Below are 15947 nucleotides of genomic sequence, written 5' to 3' on the forward strand. Positions count from 1 at the left end.
CATTTACGCGATCGTCGCGTCAGTATCCACCCCGGCGATAGCCGCCGCCGTAGTTACCGCGATAACCACCACCGCCGCCGCCGATGCCGATCCCGATTCCGATTCCGATCGGCGGTCCGGCAGGCTCGTAGACCACGGTTGGAGGCGGACGGCGCACCACCACGACGTCGTCCTCAACGACGACGCGCTGCGGGCTCTTGCCCGCGCGCCGCGGCGGATCGGGATCGGCACGCTTTTTCACCGGCACGTTGGCCCTCTGCTGCAGCGGCTGTTGCGGCGGCGCCGCGTTGCAGGGACAGGTCGGTGCCGCCAGCGCGACGCTGGTCGCGGGCACGCTGAGCGCGACGGCGGGCGCCGGATCGGGACGGTAGCGCAGCCGTTCGATCATCTTGCGCGCGGTCGCTGTCAGGTCGGTGTCAGGATATTGCGCGAGGAAGCCGCGATAGGCCGCCGCCGTGTTGATGAGGATCGCGTTATTCCACGCTAGCATGCGGCGATGCCGGTCGAGCCAGTCGCGCGCCTGCAGGCCGCGCGGCGTGCCGGCGAAGATCGCGGCGAAGGCCTCATAGGATTCGTCGGAGCCATCGATCACCATCAGTTCATTCGCGGCCTCGATCGGCTTGCCCTGCAATTCGCGCTTCCATTCGTCGACGGTGCGTTTGGCCGCGGCCGGCGGCGGCGTCACTGCGGGCGACGCCGCAGCACCCGCCATGAAACGGAAGTCGTCGGTGAGCGAGGACGAGTCCCACGGCGTCTGGCGGCCGTCAGTTGCCTTGTTCACCGCCAGGCGAACGCGCTTGAAGGTGTCCTCGATCGGGATACCCGGCTCCTTGGCCGAGGCCAGCAACGCGGTGGTGTAGGGGCTGTTGGCGCCGCTGCCGTCCTCGGCTTCCGCTCCCGGCGAGGTCGAGAACGAGACAAACGTGCCGGGCGCGCCGACCCTGGCATCGACGATGGCGAGCCCATGCCCCGCGGTCTTGCTGAGTTCCGGGAATGGATTGTTGCGGCAGGCATCGAGCAGCACGATGCGCATCCGACTCGGAACTGAGGTGAGCGTATTCAGGACGTCGTTGAGCCGAACCGCCTGGATCGGGATATCAGCCTCGCGCTTCGGATCGACATCGACCGGCACCAGATAGTTCTCGCCGTCGATCTGCAGGCCATGCCCGGCATAGAACACCAGCGCCACGGTATCGGCGCCTTTCGCCGCCACCTGGCCAGCGAAATCGCTGAGCCGTGCGCGCATCTCGTCCTGCGACAGGTCCGATGCGGCCGTCACCGCAAATCCGGCATCGGTCAGCATTTGCGACACAGCCTTGGCGTCGTTGGCCGGATTCGGCAGCGCGGGCACCGACTTGTAGGCCGACTGCCCGATCACCAGCGCCAGCCGGTTTTCCGCCGACGCCGGCACGGCGCCGAGCAGGATCGCTGCCGGAACGATCAGGCTGAGGAGCGAACGGCGAAGCATGGCGACCTCCGACAATGACATCGAAGATGGGTCGGAGGCCGTCAGGCCAAGGTTCATGCCTTGCGGCAAATGTGCTGCCGACCGACGCCGGTCGAATGTCGAATGGCCGCCGAGACCTGGTGAGGCCGGCTATTTCGGCTTCTTGGCCGGATCCGCTGCCGGCTTGGTGACACCCCAGGGATCGTATTTCTCCTTGGGCTCGGGGATCCGATCGAGCGCGGCCTTGTAGGCCTTCTCGTCGACCTTGGGCTTCTGCTCCGTCTTCGTATCGCCTCCACCGCCCCCGCGCCGGCCCTGGGCCAGGGTGGGTGTCGCGAGCAGCGCCAGAATGACGGCAGCAACCGTGAAGCGTTTCATGTCAGTCTGTCTCCCCGCCGCCGCAGCAACATCCGGTAATACCTCTACCCCAACGATAACTTGTCGCTCGACATTTGTTGATCGACAAAGCGCCGCCTGATGCGAATTCAGCGCCACCAGGGGGCGCAATCCTGACGGCGGCACATTAAATGCGCTGAATGGGACAGGGACAAGTACATCTGGCGGCGCTGCTGGCCGGCGTCGCCTTAATATTGAGTGGCTGCGGGCTGGCGGACAGCCACGCGGTGTGGCCGGAGGCCTTGAAGGTCAAGGCCGCCGAGCCGGCGCCGCTCGAGATGCCTCCGGACGTCAAACGGCTGGTCGCGGGCAAGCTGGATTCGGTGTTCACGGCCGGTTCACAGCCGACCCATGTGCGGGTCTCCGCCCCGCTGCACGACCCGCGCGGCACCGGCTGGACCGCCTGCGTGCGCGCCGAACTGACATCGGTGATCGGCAAGCCGCTGGGGACGCAGACCTATCGCGTCTTCATCAATGAAGGCTCGATCTTCGATCGCCGGCAGGTCGGGGCCGACGACAATTGCGTGACGGAGACTTACGAACCGGTCGAGAGCACCGTTGCGGCGGAAGCGCAACGGAGCGCCAAACCCTAGCGCTTGAGCCGGCGACCCGGCCGGGCCGCCGCGCACCGGTATGCTGAACGGCCCGTTAACACGACCGTTCAAATTGCGCGGTGGCCTCAACGGCATTTTCCATTTCTTTCCACTAGCGTTGCCCTGACGAACGCAAGGCCAATCAGCCTCGCGGACTGGGGAAACAGGGACGTGGCCGATATTGCTGACCAGGCAATGATCCACCGTGCATCGCGCAAGGATGCCACGGACGATCGCACCTTGCCGCCGTTGTCGGCCACGCCGCTCAATGCATGGCGCGCGCTTGCCGCGCGCGCGATCGAGGCCAATGGCTACTATCAGGCGGACTGGGAATTGGCGGTCGATGCCTCCGCGCGCGGCCGCACCGGCGCGGCGCTGCTCAGCGCCGCCGGCGATGCCGGGCAACTGATCGGGCTGTTGCCGGTCGTTCCGATGCGGCGGATCTACCGGATTCCCCTGCCCGCTTTGGTCGGCGCCGAACCTTATGGCACGCTGTGCACGCCGCTGCTCGACCGCGACGCCGCCGAGGAAGCGGTGGGCAAGATGCTGCGGCAGGCGCGCAATGCGGGCGCGCATGCGCTGATCCTGCGCACCATGTCGCTCGAGGGCCCGGCCATGGCGGCGATCCGCGCGGTGCTGGCCCGAGACGGGTTGCAGCCGCGCATAGTGAGCGCCTATCAGCGCGCCCAGTTGGATGCGACGCGCGATGCCGACGAATTGTTGCGCGACGCGCTCGGGCCCAAGAAGCTGAAGGAGCTGCGCCGCCAGCATCATCGCCTGTCCGACCACGGCGCGGTGCGCTTCGATGTCGCCTGCACGCCGCGCGAGGTTGCGACGGCGCTCGAGACTTTCCTTGTCCTCGAAGCCGGTGGCTGGAAGGGAAAGCGCGGCACGGCGCTGAGCCAGCATGCCGGCGATGCGGCCTTCATCCGCCGCGCGACGTCGGCAATGGCCGAAGCCGGCCGCTGCGAGATCATCACGCTGCATGCGGGCGACACGCCGGTCGCGGGCGGCATCGTGGTGCGCCACCAGGACCGCGCCTTCTTCTTCAAGATCGGCGTCGACGAGCGCTTTGCGAAACATTCGCCCGGCACGCAGTTGACGCTGGAGCTGACGCGCCATCTCTGCGCCGATCCCGCGATCAATTCGGCCGATTCCACCGCGGCGCCCGGCCACCCCATGATCGACCCGATCTGGCGCGGCCGCTTCGCGATCGGCGACGTCTTGCTGCCGCTGCGGCGCCGCGATCCGCTGGTGCCGGCCATTCACGCCGCGCTGACCCTGAACAACTTCGCCTACGAAGGGGCGCGCGGCGCCGTCCGCTTCATCCGCAGCCGGCGCGGCAAGCCCGGATAATGCGGTTTACCCTTTCGTAGGCATGCAGACACATCGGGAAACAAGTGACTGCTGCCGTCAGGTTGGTGTCAGCTGGCCCGACTAGCGTTGCGGCGCGCTGGTTCTCAGACGGCGCGCGCCCTTGCTTCGAAAGCCTCATCTGATGGAAACATCGGATGGGGCTTTTTGCCGGCGCTCGCGACGTCCTGACGGCAAACGAAAAGGCCGCCTCAACCGGCGGCCTCTCTGTCTCGCGCTCGGCGCATCATTGGGAAACGCGGCGCGACCAGCGCCTGCCCTTACTGCAACGGCGAGTGCGGTGCCGGCAGCATGATGGTCGAGTGCATCTCCTCGAGCACCTGCGTGCCCTTGCTCAAAAATTCCAGCCAGGCCGGATCCTTCATCGCATTGCCGCGTGCGGCGGCGCGGGCGTTGAGATCGGGATAGGCCCAGATGTGGCAGACCTCGTTGGGCTGCCCGGCTTCGGTGGTCCAGAGACCGACGATCTTGGAGTATTTCTCGCGCTCCGGCATCACGCCGGTGATCAGATCGAGCCATTGCTTGGCGCCGCCGACCGGCTTGGCGCGGTAGTTGCGGAATTCGTAGATGTTGCCTGATGTCGCCGGCGCCACCGGCGGGATGATTGCATTGAGCAGCCGCACCTCCTGCCGCACCAGCAGCGGACGGATCACCGGAATATACTCGCCGGTCCAGCGCGGGTTCTTGGCGAGCTCGGCGCGCAGCCGCGTCCGCTCGTTGAGATCGGCGTAGCTCCACATGTGCATGACCTGATTGAGCGGACCGATCTCGGTGATCCAGTAGCCTTCCAGCTTGCCGAAATTGTCGGCGCGGATATCGCGCGAGATCGTGCTCGCCGCCTTCACCATCTCGCCGACGGCGCCTGGACGGACCGTATAGGTGCGCAGCTCATAGATCATGGTGGTCTCCCCTGATTGTTTCCGATGGATGATGTGGGCAAACGAAAAAGCCCGGCATGAGCCGGGCTTTCGATAGGGATTGCGGACTACTCCGCAGCCTCTGTGTTGATCTCGGCCGAGACCTGGCGGATGGCGCGGGCGAGCTGCTCGGCCGGCTGGGCGCCGGACACCGCGTATTTCTGCGCGAACACGAAGGTCGGCACGCCGGAAATACCCTTCTCGGCGGCCTCCTGGGCCTGCGCCGAGACCAGGGCGACATCCTCGTCGGTGGCAAGACGCTTGCGCACGTCGTCGGCATCGAGCCCGACATCGCTTGCCGCCTGCACCAGCACGTTGCTGTCGGTGAGATCGCCGCCGTCGCGGAAATACAGCTCCATCAGCCGCTGCTTCATCTCGGCCGCCTTGCCCTTGGCCTCGGCCCAATGGATCAGGCGATGGCAGTCGATCGTGTTGGGCTGCCGCTTGACGAGCTCGGGATGGTAGGTGAGCCCCTCCTCATTGGCGGCCGCGACCACGCGGCCGGCGATGCCCTTATAGGCATCGACCGAGCCGAACTTGGCGGTGAGATATTCCTCGCGGCTGATGCCCTCGCGCGGCACCCAATTGTTGAGGAAGAACGGCCGCCAATGCACCTCGACCGGCACATCGGGCACCAGCTTGAGCGCATCCTCGATCCGATGCTTGCCGATATAGCACCAGGGGCAAACGACGTCGGAGACGATGTCGAGGCGAAGCGGCTTCAGATCGCTCATGGCGGGGTTCCCGGCGGAAAATGGAACCCCAAGGTTAGGCCGAACGCGCCCCAAGACAAGCCGCTATTTCATACTGGCTGCCATCTGCCGCATCCGCTCGGCGGTCAGCTCATCGGCCGGGAAGAAGGTCTCCAGCGCCAGTTCCTGCAGCGTGATGTCGACCGGCGTGCCGAACACCATGGTGGTCGAGATGAAGCTCAGGATCTCGCCATTGAGGCGGAGCTTGAAGGGAAGCGCGACGTTGTTGTCGGTGGTGATCGGGGCCGACCGCGCCGGGATCGGATAGGACTTCAGGTCCTGGTAGAGCTTGAGCAGCTCCGGATCGGCCGTTGCCTCGCATTGCCGATGCAGCCGCTCCAGAAGATGCGCGGCCCATTCCGCGAGGTTCACGGTGCGCGGGGCGAGGCCCTCGGGGTGGAAGGCAAGCCGCAGGATGTTGAAGGGCTGGCCGAGCAGCCGCTGCGGCACGCCCTCGAGCAGCGGCGCCACCATGCGGTTGGCGGAGACCAGATTCCAGTGCCGGTCATAGGCCAGCGCCGGATTCGGCTCGTGCGCCTTCAGCACCAGGTTGATGGCCTCGCGCGCCGATTTCAGCGCCGGATCATCCAGCGAGCGTTGCGGGAATGCGGGCGCGAAACCCGCGGCGACCAGCAGTACGTTGCGTTCGCGTAGGGGCACGTCGAGGCGCTCCGCCAGTTTGAGGACCATGTCGCGCGACGGCGCCGAGCGGCCGGTCTCGACGAAGCTCAAATGCCGCGCCGAGATCTCGGCATCGACGGCAAGGTCGAGCTGGCTGAGATGACGGCGCTGCCGCCACTCGCGCAGGTGCTCGCCGATCGGGACGGGTTTGGCGGGCTCGGCCCGCGCCATGGATGCATGTGCGTTCATGGTGCAAAACCTACCATGCGGAATTCGCCCGTTCCATTACGCCTGAGGTAATCGAATTGGCGCGCCGGCCGGATCATCTTCGACGACACAGGAGATGACCATGCTGATGCTGTCCCTTGTCCGCGTCCTCGCCGTCCTGCTCCCGTGGCTGGTGCATCTGGCCACCTGGCTGCTGGCGCGCTCGCTCAACATGCCGCAGCCGCTCGTGCACGCGACCGGCGTGTTCGTCTTCGCGCAGGTCTATGCGGTCGAGATGAGGGTCGGCAAGGCGCTGTGTCCGCTCCGGCTGTGGCGTCAGCTGCAGTCGCAGTTCCGCTGACCACCCCCATCCCAACCAGAGGAGACACTGCCATGATCCATTCGTCCCAGCTGCTGCGCCGCGCCTTGCTTGCCGACGCCGTCTTCAGCGGCGTATCCGCCATAGCCATGGTGCTCGACGCCGGCGCGCTGGCATCGCTGCTCGGCCTGCCGGAAGCGCTGCTGCGCGAGACCGGCCTGTTCCTGATCGCTTATACCGCGCTGGTCGGCTGGCTCGGCACGCGCATGTCGGTGCCGAAGCCGCTGGTGATGCTGGTGGTCGTCGGCAACGCGGCCTGGACGCTCGCCAGCATCGCGCTGCTGCTGTCGGGCGCGGTGTCGCCGAACCTCTTCGGGACCATCGTGATCCTGGCCCAGGCGATCGCCACCGGCGTTTTCGCCGAGCTGCAATATGTCGGGCTGCGCCGCAGCGGTGAGGCGGTCGCGGCGTAAATCGAATGCCGGACGTGACGAGCGGCCGTCGCGGCAAACGCGGCGGCCGTTTCCGTCAGCTCAGCACGACCGCGACGATCATGCCGGCAAAGGTCAGCGCCAGGCCGATGATCAGCATCGGCACCAGACTGCTGCCGGAAAACGGATCGGCCTGATCCTGATGAAACCACGCGCCGTCGATGGCGCGCGCAATTGCCTTCGCCCTGTTCCTCATTGCACTGCTCCTGCTTCGCTTCGCCTGTAACGCTCGCCGACCGCCAGCATCAGGCCCTGTCCGCTGGCGACGCCCATCTCGAGGCTCGAGGCGATGCGCCGCGCGCGATCGATGAAATGCGCCGCCGCGTCAGGCGGGCACAGCTCGGCCGCGGTCGCTTCGAACAGTTCGAGCCAGCGGTCGAAATGCGCGGCGTCGATCGGCAGTGGCATATGCTTGATCATCGGCGTGCCGTGATAGCGCCCGGTCATCAGCGCGACCGAGGACCAGAACGCGCACATCTGCGCCAGATGCGGCTCCCAATTGCTGATCCTGGTCTCGAACACCGGCCCGATCATCGGGTCCTTGCGGACCTTGGCGTAGAAGGCGTGCACCAGCTGCTCGATCATGGCCTCGGTGATCCCGGTCCGCGCGACAATCCCGGCGGTGATCTGCTCGCGGCGCTCTGCTCCTGTCATGGCTTACATCCTAAATAGGTATTTCAAATGCCTATTTAGCCTGCTATAGCTGATCCGCCAAGTGCTGATTTCGAAGGGCTTCCATGCGCCTGACATCGTTCACGGATTTTGCGCTCCGCGCCCTGATGCGGCTGGCCGGCGAGCCGGACCGGTCGTTTGCGACCAGCGAGATCGCGGCCGAGTTCGACATTTCCCGCAATCACCTCGCCAAGGTGGTGCGCGACCTTGCCGACGCCGGCTTCATTGCCACCCAGCGCGGCGCCGGTGGCGGGTTTTCGCTGGCACGGCCGGCGGAGACCATCACCCTCGGCCAGGTTGTCCGTGCGCTGGAAGGCGACAGCGCGCTGGTCGAATGTTTCAGGGATGATGGCGGAGATTGTCTGCTGCTGCCGCGCTGCCGGCTGAAGGCGAAGCTTGCGGCGGCACGCGAGGCCTTCATGCGCGAGCTCGACGGAACGACGCTCGCCGAATGCGCCTACCTGCCGCGTCCCGTCCGCCATCCCGCGAGGGCATCATGACGACGATCACATTCTCGGACGGCGCGTTCGAGGTCGACGCCAACATCGTCGCCGAAGGCCTCGGCATCGGGGTTCCGCTGCTGCAGGCCGGGATGCGCTCGGGCGCAATCACGACGCGCTCGGAGCGCGGGCTCGACGCCGATCAGGGGCGCCATCGCCTCACATTCTTCTCGGGGAGCAAGCGTTTCCGTCTCGTTATCGACGAGCACGGCACGATCATCCAGCGCTCGACGCTGGATTTCGGCAATTCACCGTTGCCACGCGCGGCGCACCGGCCGAGCGGCTAGAGCGTTTTCGAGCGACGTGAGTCTCAGGCGTTCAGCGCCCGAGCGGTGCCGCGCTTCGACGAGGCAGCCTTCTTGCCCGCCGTGTTGATCAGGCTGTGGCCATTCAGGTGCTTGCCGTTCAGCGCCGTGCCGTTGGCGAGCTTGCCGTTTGCTTTGGCTGCCTTCTTCGCCTGCCTCTGCCTGGCCCGCTCCTCGGCCAGTTTCTCGGCCTTGCGCTGTGCCTTCCGCTCGGCCCTTTCCTTCAGCCGCACCCGCTCCGCCCTCGCCTCCGCGCGCTTCTTCTTGCGCTTCTTCTCGCAGGCATCGCACTTGCAGCCGATCGGCTTCAGATAGGCTTTGAAATAGTCGGTTCCGTAGTCGTAATTGATTTCGTCGCCCGGCTCGATGTCCTTGATGGCGCGGATGAACACCTTGCGCTTGCGTGGGCGAACGTCGGATTCCGCGTTCGGCCTGCAAGCGTGGTTGATATAGCGCGCGACGTTTTCGCGGATCGAGCCGTCGATGGTCCAGCGGTTGGTGAGCTCGAACAGATATTTGTTCTCGATCGCGTCCTCATCCTTCTTCTTCGAGTCGAGCAACGGCCCGAAATAACGGATGATCTTGGTGCCTTTCTTGATCGGCTTGGTGGCGAAAAGACCAAGACCGGTACGGGAACGGCCGACGCGATAGGGCTTGTTGGATGATATCGTGGGCATGACGATCGAGGTTACGGCACGCAGGTGCACGCGACAGAAGTTGCGAAGCCGCCCTTCTAGGACGATTCCGCGCGCCTGTCAGGTGTTTCCCGCATGTCTATTGAACCTTCCCCAGATTGCATATGTCAGAGACAAAGTAACGTCCGGATCGTAGGTTTCCCCCGATGAAATACCTTGCTTTTGCAACAGTCTTTATGGCGGCTGCCAGCGCAAATCCCGGTCATGCCGGCTCCGAGACGATCAGCAGCAGCTACACATCGACCGCGCCGAAGGCCTGCCGCATGATCGGCAAGCCCAGCGAAAAGGACGGCAGCACCACCAGGGTCTGTCCGGGAAAATCCGGGCTTGTGGTGCTGATCAACGAGGGCGACCTGCGTGAAGTGGTCTCGGTGGGCCGAAACGGCGAGGCAGCCGCCAGGGAACCGGCCGCGCAGGCCTGGTTCGGCCCGTTCAGTTCGACCGGCGACAGGGTCGAATGGCGTGCAGCCGGCGGCAGGCCGTTTGCGATTATCCAGCGCTGGCAGATCGCCGACAACAGCGAACAGGACAAGCGCGGCGGTCCTGTCTCGCGGGCAATGCTCGCCGTGACCCGGCTGCCGCCGGGCGATGTCTGCCATGTCGCCTTTGTCGACGTCGCGGCCAATCCCAACGCCAACGCGCTGGCGCGGCAGGCCGCCGACGATTTCGCCCGCGATTTCAAATGCGGCACGGATACGGTGAAGACGATCGGACAGAGCGGCCGGACCACGTCGCTTGTGAGGCGCTAGTGCGCTGAATGCGAAGTTCGTGCGATTTCGCGGCAGCCACTTTCACGAACTTCGCATTCATAAAGCACACTAGAATCATAAGTTTGCTAGTGTCCTTATCGAATCCGAAGTTCGCTCCGAAGGTGCGGCAAATGATGCGAACTTCGGATTCGGGACACTAGTCCACGGGCAGCACCGGTTATTGCCGCGCCGAGCGGCCCGCGGACAATCGCAGCATTGCGGTCAACAGCGTTTCCGCGGATGTGCCCTCGGGCGACCGATCCAGGATCGTCTTGAGGCGTCCGTCGAGCAGCAGCATGGTGAAACCATGCACCAGCGACCAGGCCGACGCGATCGCGGCGGCCTGATCCAGCGTAAGCTGCTCCTTGGAAATCTGCTCGTGCCGGCTGGCGCCGACGCCGCGGGTCAGCCCTGCGAACGAAGCCTCGGATGCCTCGTGCAGCGACGGGCGCGAATGATCGAGCCGCTCGCTGCGGAACATCAGCCCGTACATGCCGGGATGTGCCTGCGCATAGGCAACATAAGCCTTGGCGCTCGCCACGCCCTTCTCGGGCGTCGTGGCCGCCGAAGCGTCCGCAGCCGCCATCGCGAGGCCAAATTGCCGGAAACCGATCGCCGCGAGTTCGCTGAGCAAACCGGTGAGATCGCCGAAATGATGCGTCGGGGCGGCGTGCGATACGCCGGCCTCGCGCGCCACCGCACGCAATGTCAGCCCCGCCAATCCATCACGCTCGAGCACGCGCTCGGCGGCCTTCAACAGTGCCTCATGCAGATCGCCATGGTGATACGGCGTGTCGTTGGCGCGGCGCCGCCGTTGGACCGGACGAGCTGCCACAGTCCGTCCAACCCGGCGGGTCGGAGCCCGTGCCGGGCGAGTCGCCTTGTTTTCTTTGGAGATTCTTGCCATCGGGCCCTTATAGGTCGCAATTTTTACACTGTAAAGATTTTGCTTGACGATCGGCGGCGTCATCCTTACTGATATCTTTACGATGTAAAGATCATAATGCAGGGAGATGCGGAATGCTCGACCAGGTCACATCCAACGCTGCGCGCACCAATCTGGCGCCGATCCCATTCGAAGCCGACGCGCCGTTCCTGAAGATCTCGGGCGAATTGCCGCGCGAGCTGAACGGCACGCTCTATCGCAACGGCCCCAATCCGCAGTTCGAGGCGCCGGGTGCGCACTGGTTCGTCGGCGACGGCATGCTGCACGCCTTCCATCTCGAGAACGGCCGCGCCAGCTACCGCAACCGCTGGGTCCGTACGCCGAAATGGCAGGCCGAGCACGATGCCGGCCGCGCGCTGTTCGGCGGCTTCGGCCGCAAGATGCCGGATGCGCCGGCCACCACGACGACGGACGGCGGCGTCGCCAACACCAACATCATCTTCCATGGCGGCCGGCTGCTCGCGCTGGAGGAAGGCCATCTGCCGACCGAGATCGAGCCCGGCACGCTCAATCGCCTCGGCTATTGCGACTACAAGGGTGCGATCTCCGGCCCCTTCACCGCGCATCCCAAGATCGATCCGGCGACCGGCGAAATGGTGTTCTTCGGCTACAACGCCGCGGGCCCGCTGACGCCGGCGCTGTCGTTCGGCGCGGTGAGCTCGTCCGGCGTGGTGACGCGGTTCGAACGCTTCGAGGCGCCTTATGCCAGCATGGTGCACGACTTCATCGTCACCGAGAATCATGTGCTGTTTCCGATCCTGCCGATCACCGGCAGCATGCAGCGCGCGATGCGCGGACAGGCGCCGTACGCCTGGGAGCCGGAGAAAGGCGCCTATGTCGGCGTGATGAAGCGCAGCGGCGCGTCAAAGGACATCGTCTGGTTCCGCGCCGAGACCTGCTACGTTTTCCACGTGATGAACGCGTGGGAAGATGGCAACCGCATCATCGCCGACGTGATGCAGTTCGAGGAAGCGCCGCTGTTCAATCATCCCGACGGCTCGCCGACCGATCCGCAGAAGAACCGCGCGCGCTATTGCCGCTGGACCTTCGACCTCTCCGGCAACACCGACCGCTTCACGCAAACCTATCTCGACGACCTCACCGGCGAATTCCCCCGCGTCGACGATCGGCGCGCCGGATTTGCCAGCAATCACGGCTGGTACGCCTGCGCCAACCCGGATCTGCCGATGTTCGGTGCGCTGTCGGGCATCGTGCATGTCGACGGCCGTGGCAAGCGGCTCGGCCATTATCTGCTGCCCGCCGGCGACACGATCTCGGAGCCTGTGTTCGTCGAGCGCAGCGCTGACGCCGCGGAAGGCGACGGCTGGCTGCTCGCGGTGGTCTGGCGCGCCCGCGAAAACCGCAGCGACCTCGCCGTGTTCAACGCGCAAGATGTCGAAGCGGGCCCGACCGCGCTGGTCCATCTCGGCCACCGCGTGCCCGATGGATTCCACGGCAATTGGGTGGGGGCGGAGTAGCCGACGACCACCCCGGACGTCAGTGCGCCAACCCCTCCACGCGTCATGCCCGGGCTTGTCCCGGGCATCCACGTCGTTGCCGCCGCCGACCGAAAACGAGCGGTCGCCACTTTATGTCATTGGCAAATCTTTTATTTTTCCGCCACCTCACGATTTTGACACTGTAAAGATTTCGCTTGACGCCTCCATTGCTCACCGTTAGGGTATCTTTACGTTGTAAAGATAAGCCGATGAGGCTCACCATGACGATCTTCCTGATCCTCGCTCCCTACGGCGCCTTCGCCATGCTGATGCTGGTGACCTCGGCCACGGTGAGCCTGCTCAGTGCTGCACTGATCTGCCTTGCCGTGATCGCGTTCGATGTCGCGCGCGGCCGCAGCATCAAGATCCTCGGCGTCGGTTCGGTCGTCATCTTCGCCGCGATCGGCTTCTACCTCACCTTCGTCGATGCGACGCCGAGCAACACCGCGGTGAAGATCGCGGTCGATGCCGGCATCCTGCTGGTGTCGCTCGGCTCGATCATGATCGGCCGTCCCTTCACGCGGCAATATGCGCTGGAGCAGGTCGATGCCGAGACCGCGAAGCTGCCCGGCTTCCTCCATGCCAACTACCTGATCACCGGCGCCTGGACCGCCGCGATGCTGCTCATGCTGATTGGCAACGTTGCGGTGCTATACGTGCCGGCGCTGCCGCTGTGGACCGGCCTCTTGATCGCCTTCGCCGCACGCAATGCCGCGGTCGGCTTTACCCACTGGTATCCGCACTATCGCGCGGTCAAGGACGCGACGCCGCCGGCCGGCGCGCTGCCCTCACGCTAGACGCTACCATAACGACATCACCACGATCATCCCGAGGAAACGGAAACCACGACGATGAAGAGCGTATTTGCCAGGCTTGCGAGCGACTTCCTCTCCACCATCGTCTTCCTGGTGGTCTATTTCGCCACCGACAATGTCCTGATCGCCACCGGCGTTGCGATCGCGGGCGCAATCGCGCAAGTGGTCTATGCGCGGGTCAAGGGACAGTCGCTCGGCTACATGACCTGGGCGAGCCTTGGGCTGGTGATCGTGCTCGGCGGCGCGACGCTTTTCACCAACGATCCGCGCTTCGTGCTGGCGAAGCCGGCCATCGGCCACATCGCGATCGGCGCGATCATGCTCAAGCGCGGCTGGATGCTGCGCTATCTGCCGCCGATCGTGACCGAGACAATTCCGGAATACGCCACCCTCGCCGGCTACGCCTGGGCCGGGCTGATGTTCATTCTCGCCGCCGGCACCATTGCGATCGCGGCGACCGGCGACATGAAGCTGTGGGCGTTCTACGTGTCGGTGGTGCTGGTCGGCGCCAAGATCGCCGCCTTCGCGATCCAGTATGTCGCCTTCCGCGTCCTGGTCGGAAGCCGGCTGCGCGCCGCCGCCCGCGCCTGATCGCAGCAAGCCGCGAACTAGGCGCGCGCGGCAAGATGGGCTATACCCGCGCAAGCGTTTTCTTCACGCGAACCGGTAGCCATTTCGCTTGAAGGCGCTTCACCTGGAGGGGAGACATCAATGGCGGTGGACGGAAACTGGAATCTCACGATGACGACGCCGATGGGCGAGCGCAAGGCGACGCTGTCGCTGGCAAGCTCGGGCGGCACGCTCACCGGCACGCAGGGCGCCGAGGGCAACTCCACCGAAATCTTCGACGGCACCGTGAACGGCGACGACGTCGCCTGGAAGGTTTCCATCACCAACCCGATGCCGCTGACGCTCGAATTCACCGGCAAGGTCTCCGGCGACGGCATCTCCGGCGAGATGGGCATCGGCCCGATGGGCAGCTTCCCCTTCACCGGCACGCGGGCGTAACCGCAGCACGCGCACCACGCATGCGCATCCTGGCATCCGTTACCGTCCTGGCGTTATCAGCCACGACGGCTTCCGCACAGCAGGCAAGCGAAGCCGAACCGGCGTGGCGCGCGAGCGCGGTCGCGCTGGTGCCGGCCGGATATGTTGCGGGCAGCTCTTCCAGCACGGATACCGCCGGCACCACCGGCTACCTCGCGGTCTATGCCGCGAGCGCAGACGACCCGAAGACGCCGGCAAGCGTCTTCGCGCCGCGTCAGATGATGGTTGTGACCCTAAGCAAGGATGGCACGACGGCGCTGTCGGCCGAATTGAAGCCGCGCGGTCCCGGCGACATCGCGACCGGACATGCCGACGGGTCGGACAATGACTTTGCCGCACGCCAGGCCGAGCTTGACGCGAAGCGAAACGCACTGCCCGCTGGCACCGAGCCATGCGACCTCGGCGCCTGGTCGGAGGACAAGGACCTCGCAGGCCTCAACGTGCGCGCGGAGCCGTCAGTGAAGGCACGCGTGCTCGGCAAGCTGCCGCCGCCTTACCATCTCAAGATGGGCGGGGCCGAGAACACGCCGGAGGGCGGCTGGCTCACCGAGTTTCGTATCATCGGGTTCAAGGACGGCTGGTTCCTGATCGAGGGCGCGATGCCGCCGGGCAAGGCCTACGAGGACGACAAACGCTATCCGCGCAACGCGCCAAAGCCTTATGCCGGGCGCGGATGGGTTGCCGCCAACAAGGTCGGCGCGAGCTACGCCAACGGCTACACCCGCATGGGCGGGCTGTTCCAGGCGCCCTTTGTCGATGCCAAATGGACGCCGGCGCTGCGCAAGCTTGGCGGTGAGTTCGACACCGACGACGGTCCGAAACGCATCCTCGCCTGCAGCGGGCACTGGGCGCTGGTGGAGAGCCATGACGGCGTGCGCGGCTGGTGGCGCAGCCTGTGCTCCAACCAGGTGACGAACTGCAGCTAGAACCAGATCTGCATCGGCAGATCGTGCGCGTCTCGCGGCGGCGCTTCGGGAACGCTTCCGCATGGTTCGCGCGCAGCCAGCGCCACTGCACACGCATCCAGCACATCGTCGCGCTTCGCGCCGGTGCCGATCCGCATCCGGGTGAGCCAGCGATCGATCTCGCGGAAGCCTGATCGCTTCAGCAGCCTGCAGCGCAGCGCATCGCCCTCCTCCGACTTCTTGCGCGGCAAGGGCTCGCCGCCGTTCAGCTGCAAGAACACCAGTTCGGGATGCACCTCGCGGACATCGCGCGTGGCGTTCGCGCGCACGAACGCATCGACCTCCATGATCTTCTTGCCGAGATGCCAGAGCTGGCGCGACACACGGGTCTGGCCGCGGCGCAGTGCTTCCGCATTCGCGAGATCGGGATCGTCAAACTGCTGCCACAGCCAGCGCCGCGCGCCGGTGAAGACGCGCGAGGTGTGCGGGCGCAATCGCACGCGCGCAAGAAGGTCGCAATCGCGCTCGCCGTCATCGGTCAGACCGATCGGGATATCGATCCCGGCGCGATCGAACGGACGCGAAAGCGCGTCCGCAATATCGCTGTGAAAGGAAATCGTACGCTGGTCGCCGTCGATGGTGACGGCGACCCAGCCCTTGGAGAACCCGTCGAGGCCGACCGCAATCAACCCCGATC

The 15947-nt window shown here is 65.4% G+C and carries 22 protein-coding genes; 12 read left to right on the top strand and 10 right to left on the bottom strand.

Features of this window, described 5'->3' with window-relative positions; all coding sequences use genetic code 11:
- Nucleotides 1-19: 19 nt before the first annotated feature.
- Together ACVIHF_RS20880 and ACVIHF_RS20885 are read right to left on the bottom strand one after the other, a co-directional pair.
- Entirely contained in the window at nucleotides 20-1468 is a 1449-nt protein-coding gene (locus ACVIHF_RS20880) for a caspase family protein (RefSeq protein WP_456780248.1), read from the bottom strand.
- A gap of 129 nt (nucleotides 1469-1597) precedes the next feature.
- Complete coding sequence (locus ACVIHF_RS20885) at nucleotides 1598-1825, bottom strand: hypothetical protein (protein ID WP_016848541.1); 228 nt, start codon at nucleotides 1823-1825, stop codon at nucleotides 1598-1600.
- Between the two features lie 158 nt (nucleotides 1826-1983).
- Here ACVIHF_RS20885 and ACVIHF_RS20890 point away from each other — a divergent pair, with 158 nt between their 5' ends.
- Entirely contained in the window at nucleotides 1984-2436 is a 453-nt protein-coding gene (locus ACVIHF_RS20890) for a hypothetical protein (RefSeq protein ID WP_253607901.1), read from the top strand.
- A gap of 171 nt (nucleotides 2437-2607) precedes the next feature.
- Nucleotides 2608-3792 carry a GNAT family N-acetyltransferase gene (locus ACVIHF_RS20895; RefSeq protein WP_456780247.1) on the top strand — a complete coding sequence of 395 codons (1185 nt, stop codon included), beginning with the start codon at nucleotides 2608-2610 and terminating at the stop codon, nucleotides 3790-3792.
- A gap of 278 nt (nucleotides 3793-4070) precedes the next feature.
- Here ACVIHF_RS20895 and ACVIHF_RS20900 read toward each other — a convergent pair whose 3' ends face one another.
- From ACVIHF_RS20900 to ACVIHF_RS20910, 3 genes are all read right to left on the bottom strand, one after another.
- Nucleotides 4071-4709: an NIPSNAP family protein gene (locus tag ACVIHF_RS20900; RefSeq protein ID WP_168854961.1), complete on the bottom strand. Its 639-nt coding sequence runs from the start codon at nucleotides 4707-4709 to the stop codon at nucleotides 4071-4073.
- Nucleotides 4710-4795: 86 nt separating this feature from the next.
- A complete protein-coding gene (locus tag ACVIHF_RS20905) occupies nucleotides 4796-5461 on the bottom strand; it encodes a DsbA family oxidoreductase (RefSeq protein WP_253607899.1) in 666 nt (221 codons plus the stop codon).
- A 63-nt stretch (nucleotides 5462-5524) separates the two neighbouring features.
- Nucleotides 5525-6349 carry a helix-turn-helix domain-containing protein gene (locus tag ACVIHF_RS20910; protein ID WP_038385984.1) on the bottom strand — a complete coding sequence of 275 codons (825 nt, stop codon included), beginning with the start codon at nucleotides 6347-6349 and terminating at the stop codon, nucleotides 5525-5527.
- A gap of 94 nt (nucleotides 6350-6443) precedes the next feature.
- Here ACVIHF_RS20910 and ACVIHF_RS20915 point away from each other — a divergent pair, with 94 nt between their 5' ends.
- Nucleotides 6444-6668, top strand: coding sequence for a hypothetical protein (locus tag ACVIHF_RS20915; RefSeq protein ID WP_253607898.1), 225 nt, complete (start codon nucleotides 6444-6446; stop codon nucleotides 6666-6668).
- Nucleotides 6669-6700: 32 nt separating this feature from the next.
- Nucleotides 6701-7099 (top strand): hypothetical protein, encoded by a 399-nt coding sequence (locus ACVIHF_RS20920; RefSeq protein ID WP_157343192.1) that lies wholly within the window; start codon nucleotides 6701-6703, stop codon nucleotides 7097-7099.
- 55 nt (nucleotides 7100-7154) lie between these two features.
- Here ACVIHF_RS20920 and ACVIHF_RS20925 read toward each other — a convergent pair whose 3' ends face one another.
- Nucleotides 7155-7313: a hypothetical protein gene (locus ACVIHF_RS20925; protein ID WP_016844794.1), complete on the bottom strand. Its 159-nt coding sequence runs from the start codon at nucleotides 7311-7313 to the stop codon at nucleotides 7155-7157.
- The gene (locus ACVIHF_RS20930; RefSeq protein WP_456792440.1) at nucleotides 7310-7771 is read right to left on the bottom strand and encodes a group III truncated hemoglobin; all 462 of its coding nucleotides are present in this window, start codon (nucleotides 7769-7771) and stop codon (nucleotides 7310-7312) included. Before ACVIHF_RS20930 ends, ACVIHF_RS20925 begins: the two co-directional genes overlap by 4 nt.
- 83 nt (nucleotides 7772-7854) lie before the next feature.
- Here ACVIHF_RS20930 and ACVIHF_RS20935 point away from each other — a divergent pair, with 83 nt between their 5' ends.
- Nucleotides 7855-8289, top strand: a complete 435-nt coding sequence (locus ACVIHF_RS20935; RefSeq protein WP_057018350.1) for an RrF2 family transcriptional regulator — start codon at nucleotides 7855-7857, stop codon at nucleotides 8287-8289.
- On the top strand, nucleotides 8286-8576 hold the full coding sequence (locus ACVIHF_RS20940; protein WP_456792441.1) for a DUF6522 family protein: 291 nt from the start codon (nucleotides 8286-8288) through the stop codon (nucleotides 8574-8576). The genes ACVIHF_RS20935 and ACVIHF_RS20940 overlap by 4 nt, the downstream gene beginning before the upstream one ends.
- Before the next feature lie 23 nt (nucleotides 8577-8599).
- Here ACVIHF_RS20940 and ACVIHF_RS20945 read toward each other — a convergent pair whose 3' ends face one another.
- Nucleotides 8600-9271 carry an SET domain-containing protein gene (locus ACVIHF_RS20945; protein ID WP_076825821.1) on the bottom strand — a complete coding sequence of 224 codons (672 nt, stop codon included), beginning with the start codon at nucleotides 9269-9271 and terminating at the stop codon, nucleotides 8600-8602.
- 194 nt (nucleotides 9272-9465) lie between these two features.
- On the opposite strand from ACVIHF_RS20945, the gene ACVIHF_RS20950 reads away from it, so the two are divergent.
- Nucleotides 9466-10038 carry a hypothetical protein gene (locus ACVIHF_RS20950; protein ID WP_456794107.1) on the top strand — a complete coding sequence of 191 codons (573 nt, stop codon included), beginning with the start codon at nucleotides 9466-9468 and terminating at the stop codon, nucleotides 10036-10038.
- Between the two features lie 178 nt (nucleotides 10039-10216).
- Here the strand turns inward: ACVIHF_RS20950 and ACVIHF_RS20955 are convergent, their stop codons facing one another.
- Nucleotides 10217-10945: a TetR/AcrR family transcriptional regulator gene (locus ACVIHF_RS20955; protein WP_456780245.1), complete on the bottom strand. Its 729-nt coding sequence runs from the start codon at nucleotides 10943-10945 to the stop codon at nucleotides 10217-10219.
- A 113-nt stretch (nucleotides 10946-11058) separates the two neighbouring features.
- On the opposite strand from ACVIHF_RS20955, the gene ACVIHF_RS20960 reads away from it, so the two are divergent.
- The 5 genes from ACVIHF_RS20960 to ACVIHF_RS20980 all read left to right on the top strand — a co-directional run bounded on the left by ACVIHF_RS20960 (nucleotide 11059) and on the right by ACVIHF_RS20980 (nucleotide 15271).
- Complete coding sequence (locus ACVIHF_RS20960; RefSeq protein ID WP_456792442.1) at nucleotides 11059-12462, top strand: carotenoid oxygenase family protein; 1404 nt, start codon at nucleotides 11059-11061, stop codon at nucleotides 12460-12462.
- A gap of 242 nt (nucleotides 12463-12704) precedes the next feature.
- On the top strand, nucleotides 12705-13280 hold the full coding sequence (locus ACVIHF_RS20965) for a hypothetical protein (RefSeq protein WP_253609959.1): 576 nt from the start codon (nucleotides 12705-12707) through the stop codon (nucleotides 13278-13280).
- A 54-nt stretch (nucleotides 13281-13334) separates the two neighbouring features.
- Nucleotides 13335-13889, top strand: coding sequence for an inner membrane-spanning protein YciB (locus ACVIHF_RS20970; RefSeq protein WP_028337137.1), 555 nt, complete (start codon nucleotides 13335-13337; stop codon nucleotides 13887-13889).
- Nucleotides 13890-14009: 120 nt separating this feature from the next.
- Entirely contained in the window at nucleotides 14010-14306 is a 297-nt protein-coding gene (locus ACVIHF_RS20975; RefSeq protein ID WP_028337138.1) for a hypothetical protein, read from the top strand.
- A gap of 20 nt (nucleotides 14307-14326) precedes the next feature.
- Entirely contained in the window at nucleotides 14327-15271 is a 945-nt protein-coding gene (locus tag ACVIHF_RS20980) for an SH3 domain-containing protein (RefSeq protein ID WP_456792443.1), read from the top strand.
- On the opposite strand, the gene ACVIHF_RS20985 is transcribed toward ACVIHF_RS20980, so the two are convergent.
- Nucleotides 15268-15939 carry a DUF429 domain-containing protein gene (locus tag ACVIHF_RS20985; RefSeq protein ID WP_456792444.1) on the bottom strand — a complete coding sequence of 224 codons (672 nt, stop codon included), beginning with the start codon at nucleotides 15937-15939 and terminating at the stop codon, nucleotides 15268-15270. The genes ACVIHF_RS20980 and ACVIHF_RS20985 overlap by 4 nt on opposite strands.
- Nucleotides 15940-15947: the final 8 nt, after the last annotated feature.

The sequence above is a fragment of the Bradyrhizobium sp. USDA 4506 genome (genome assembly GCF_054058795.1).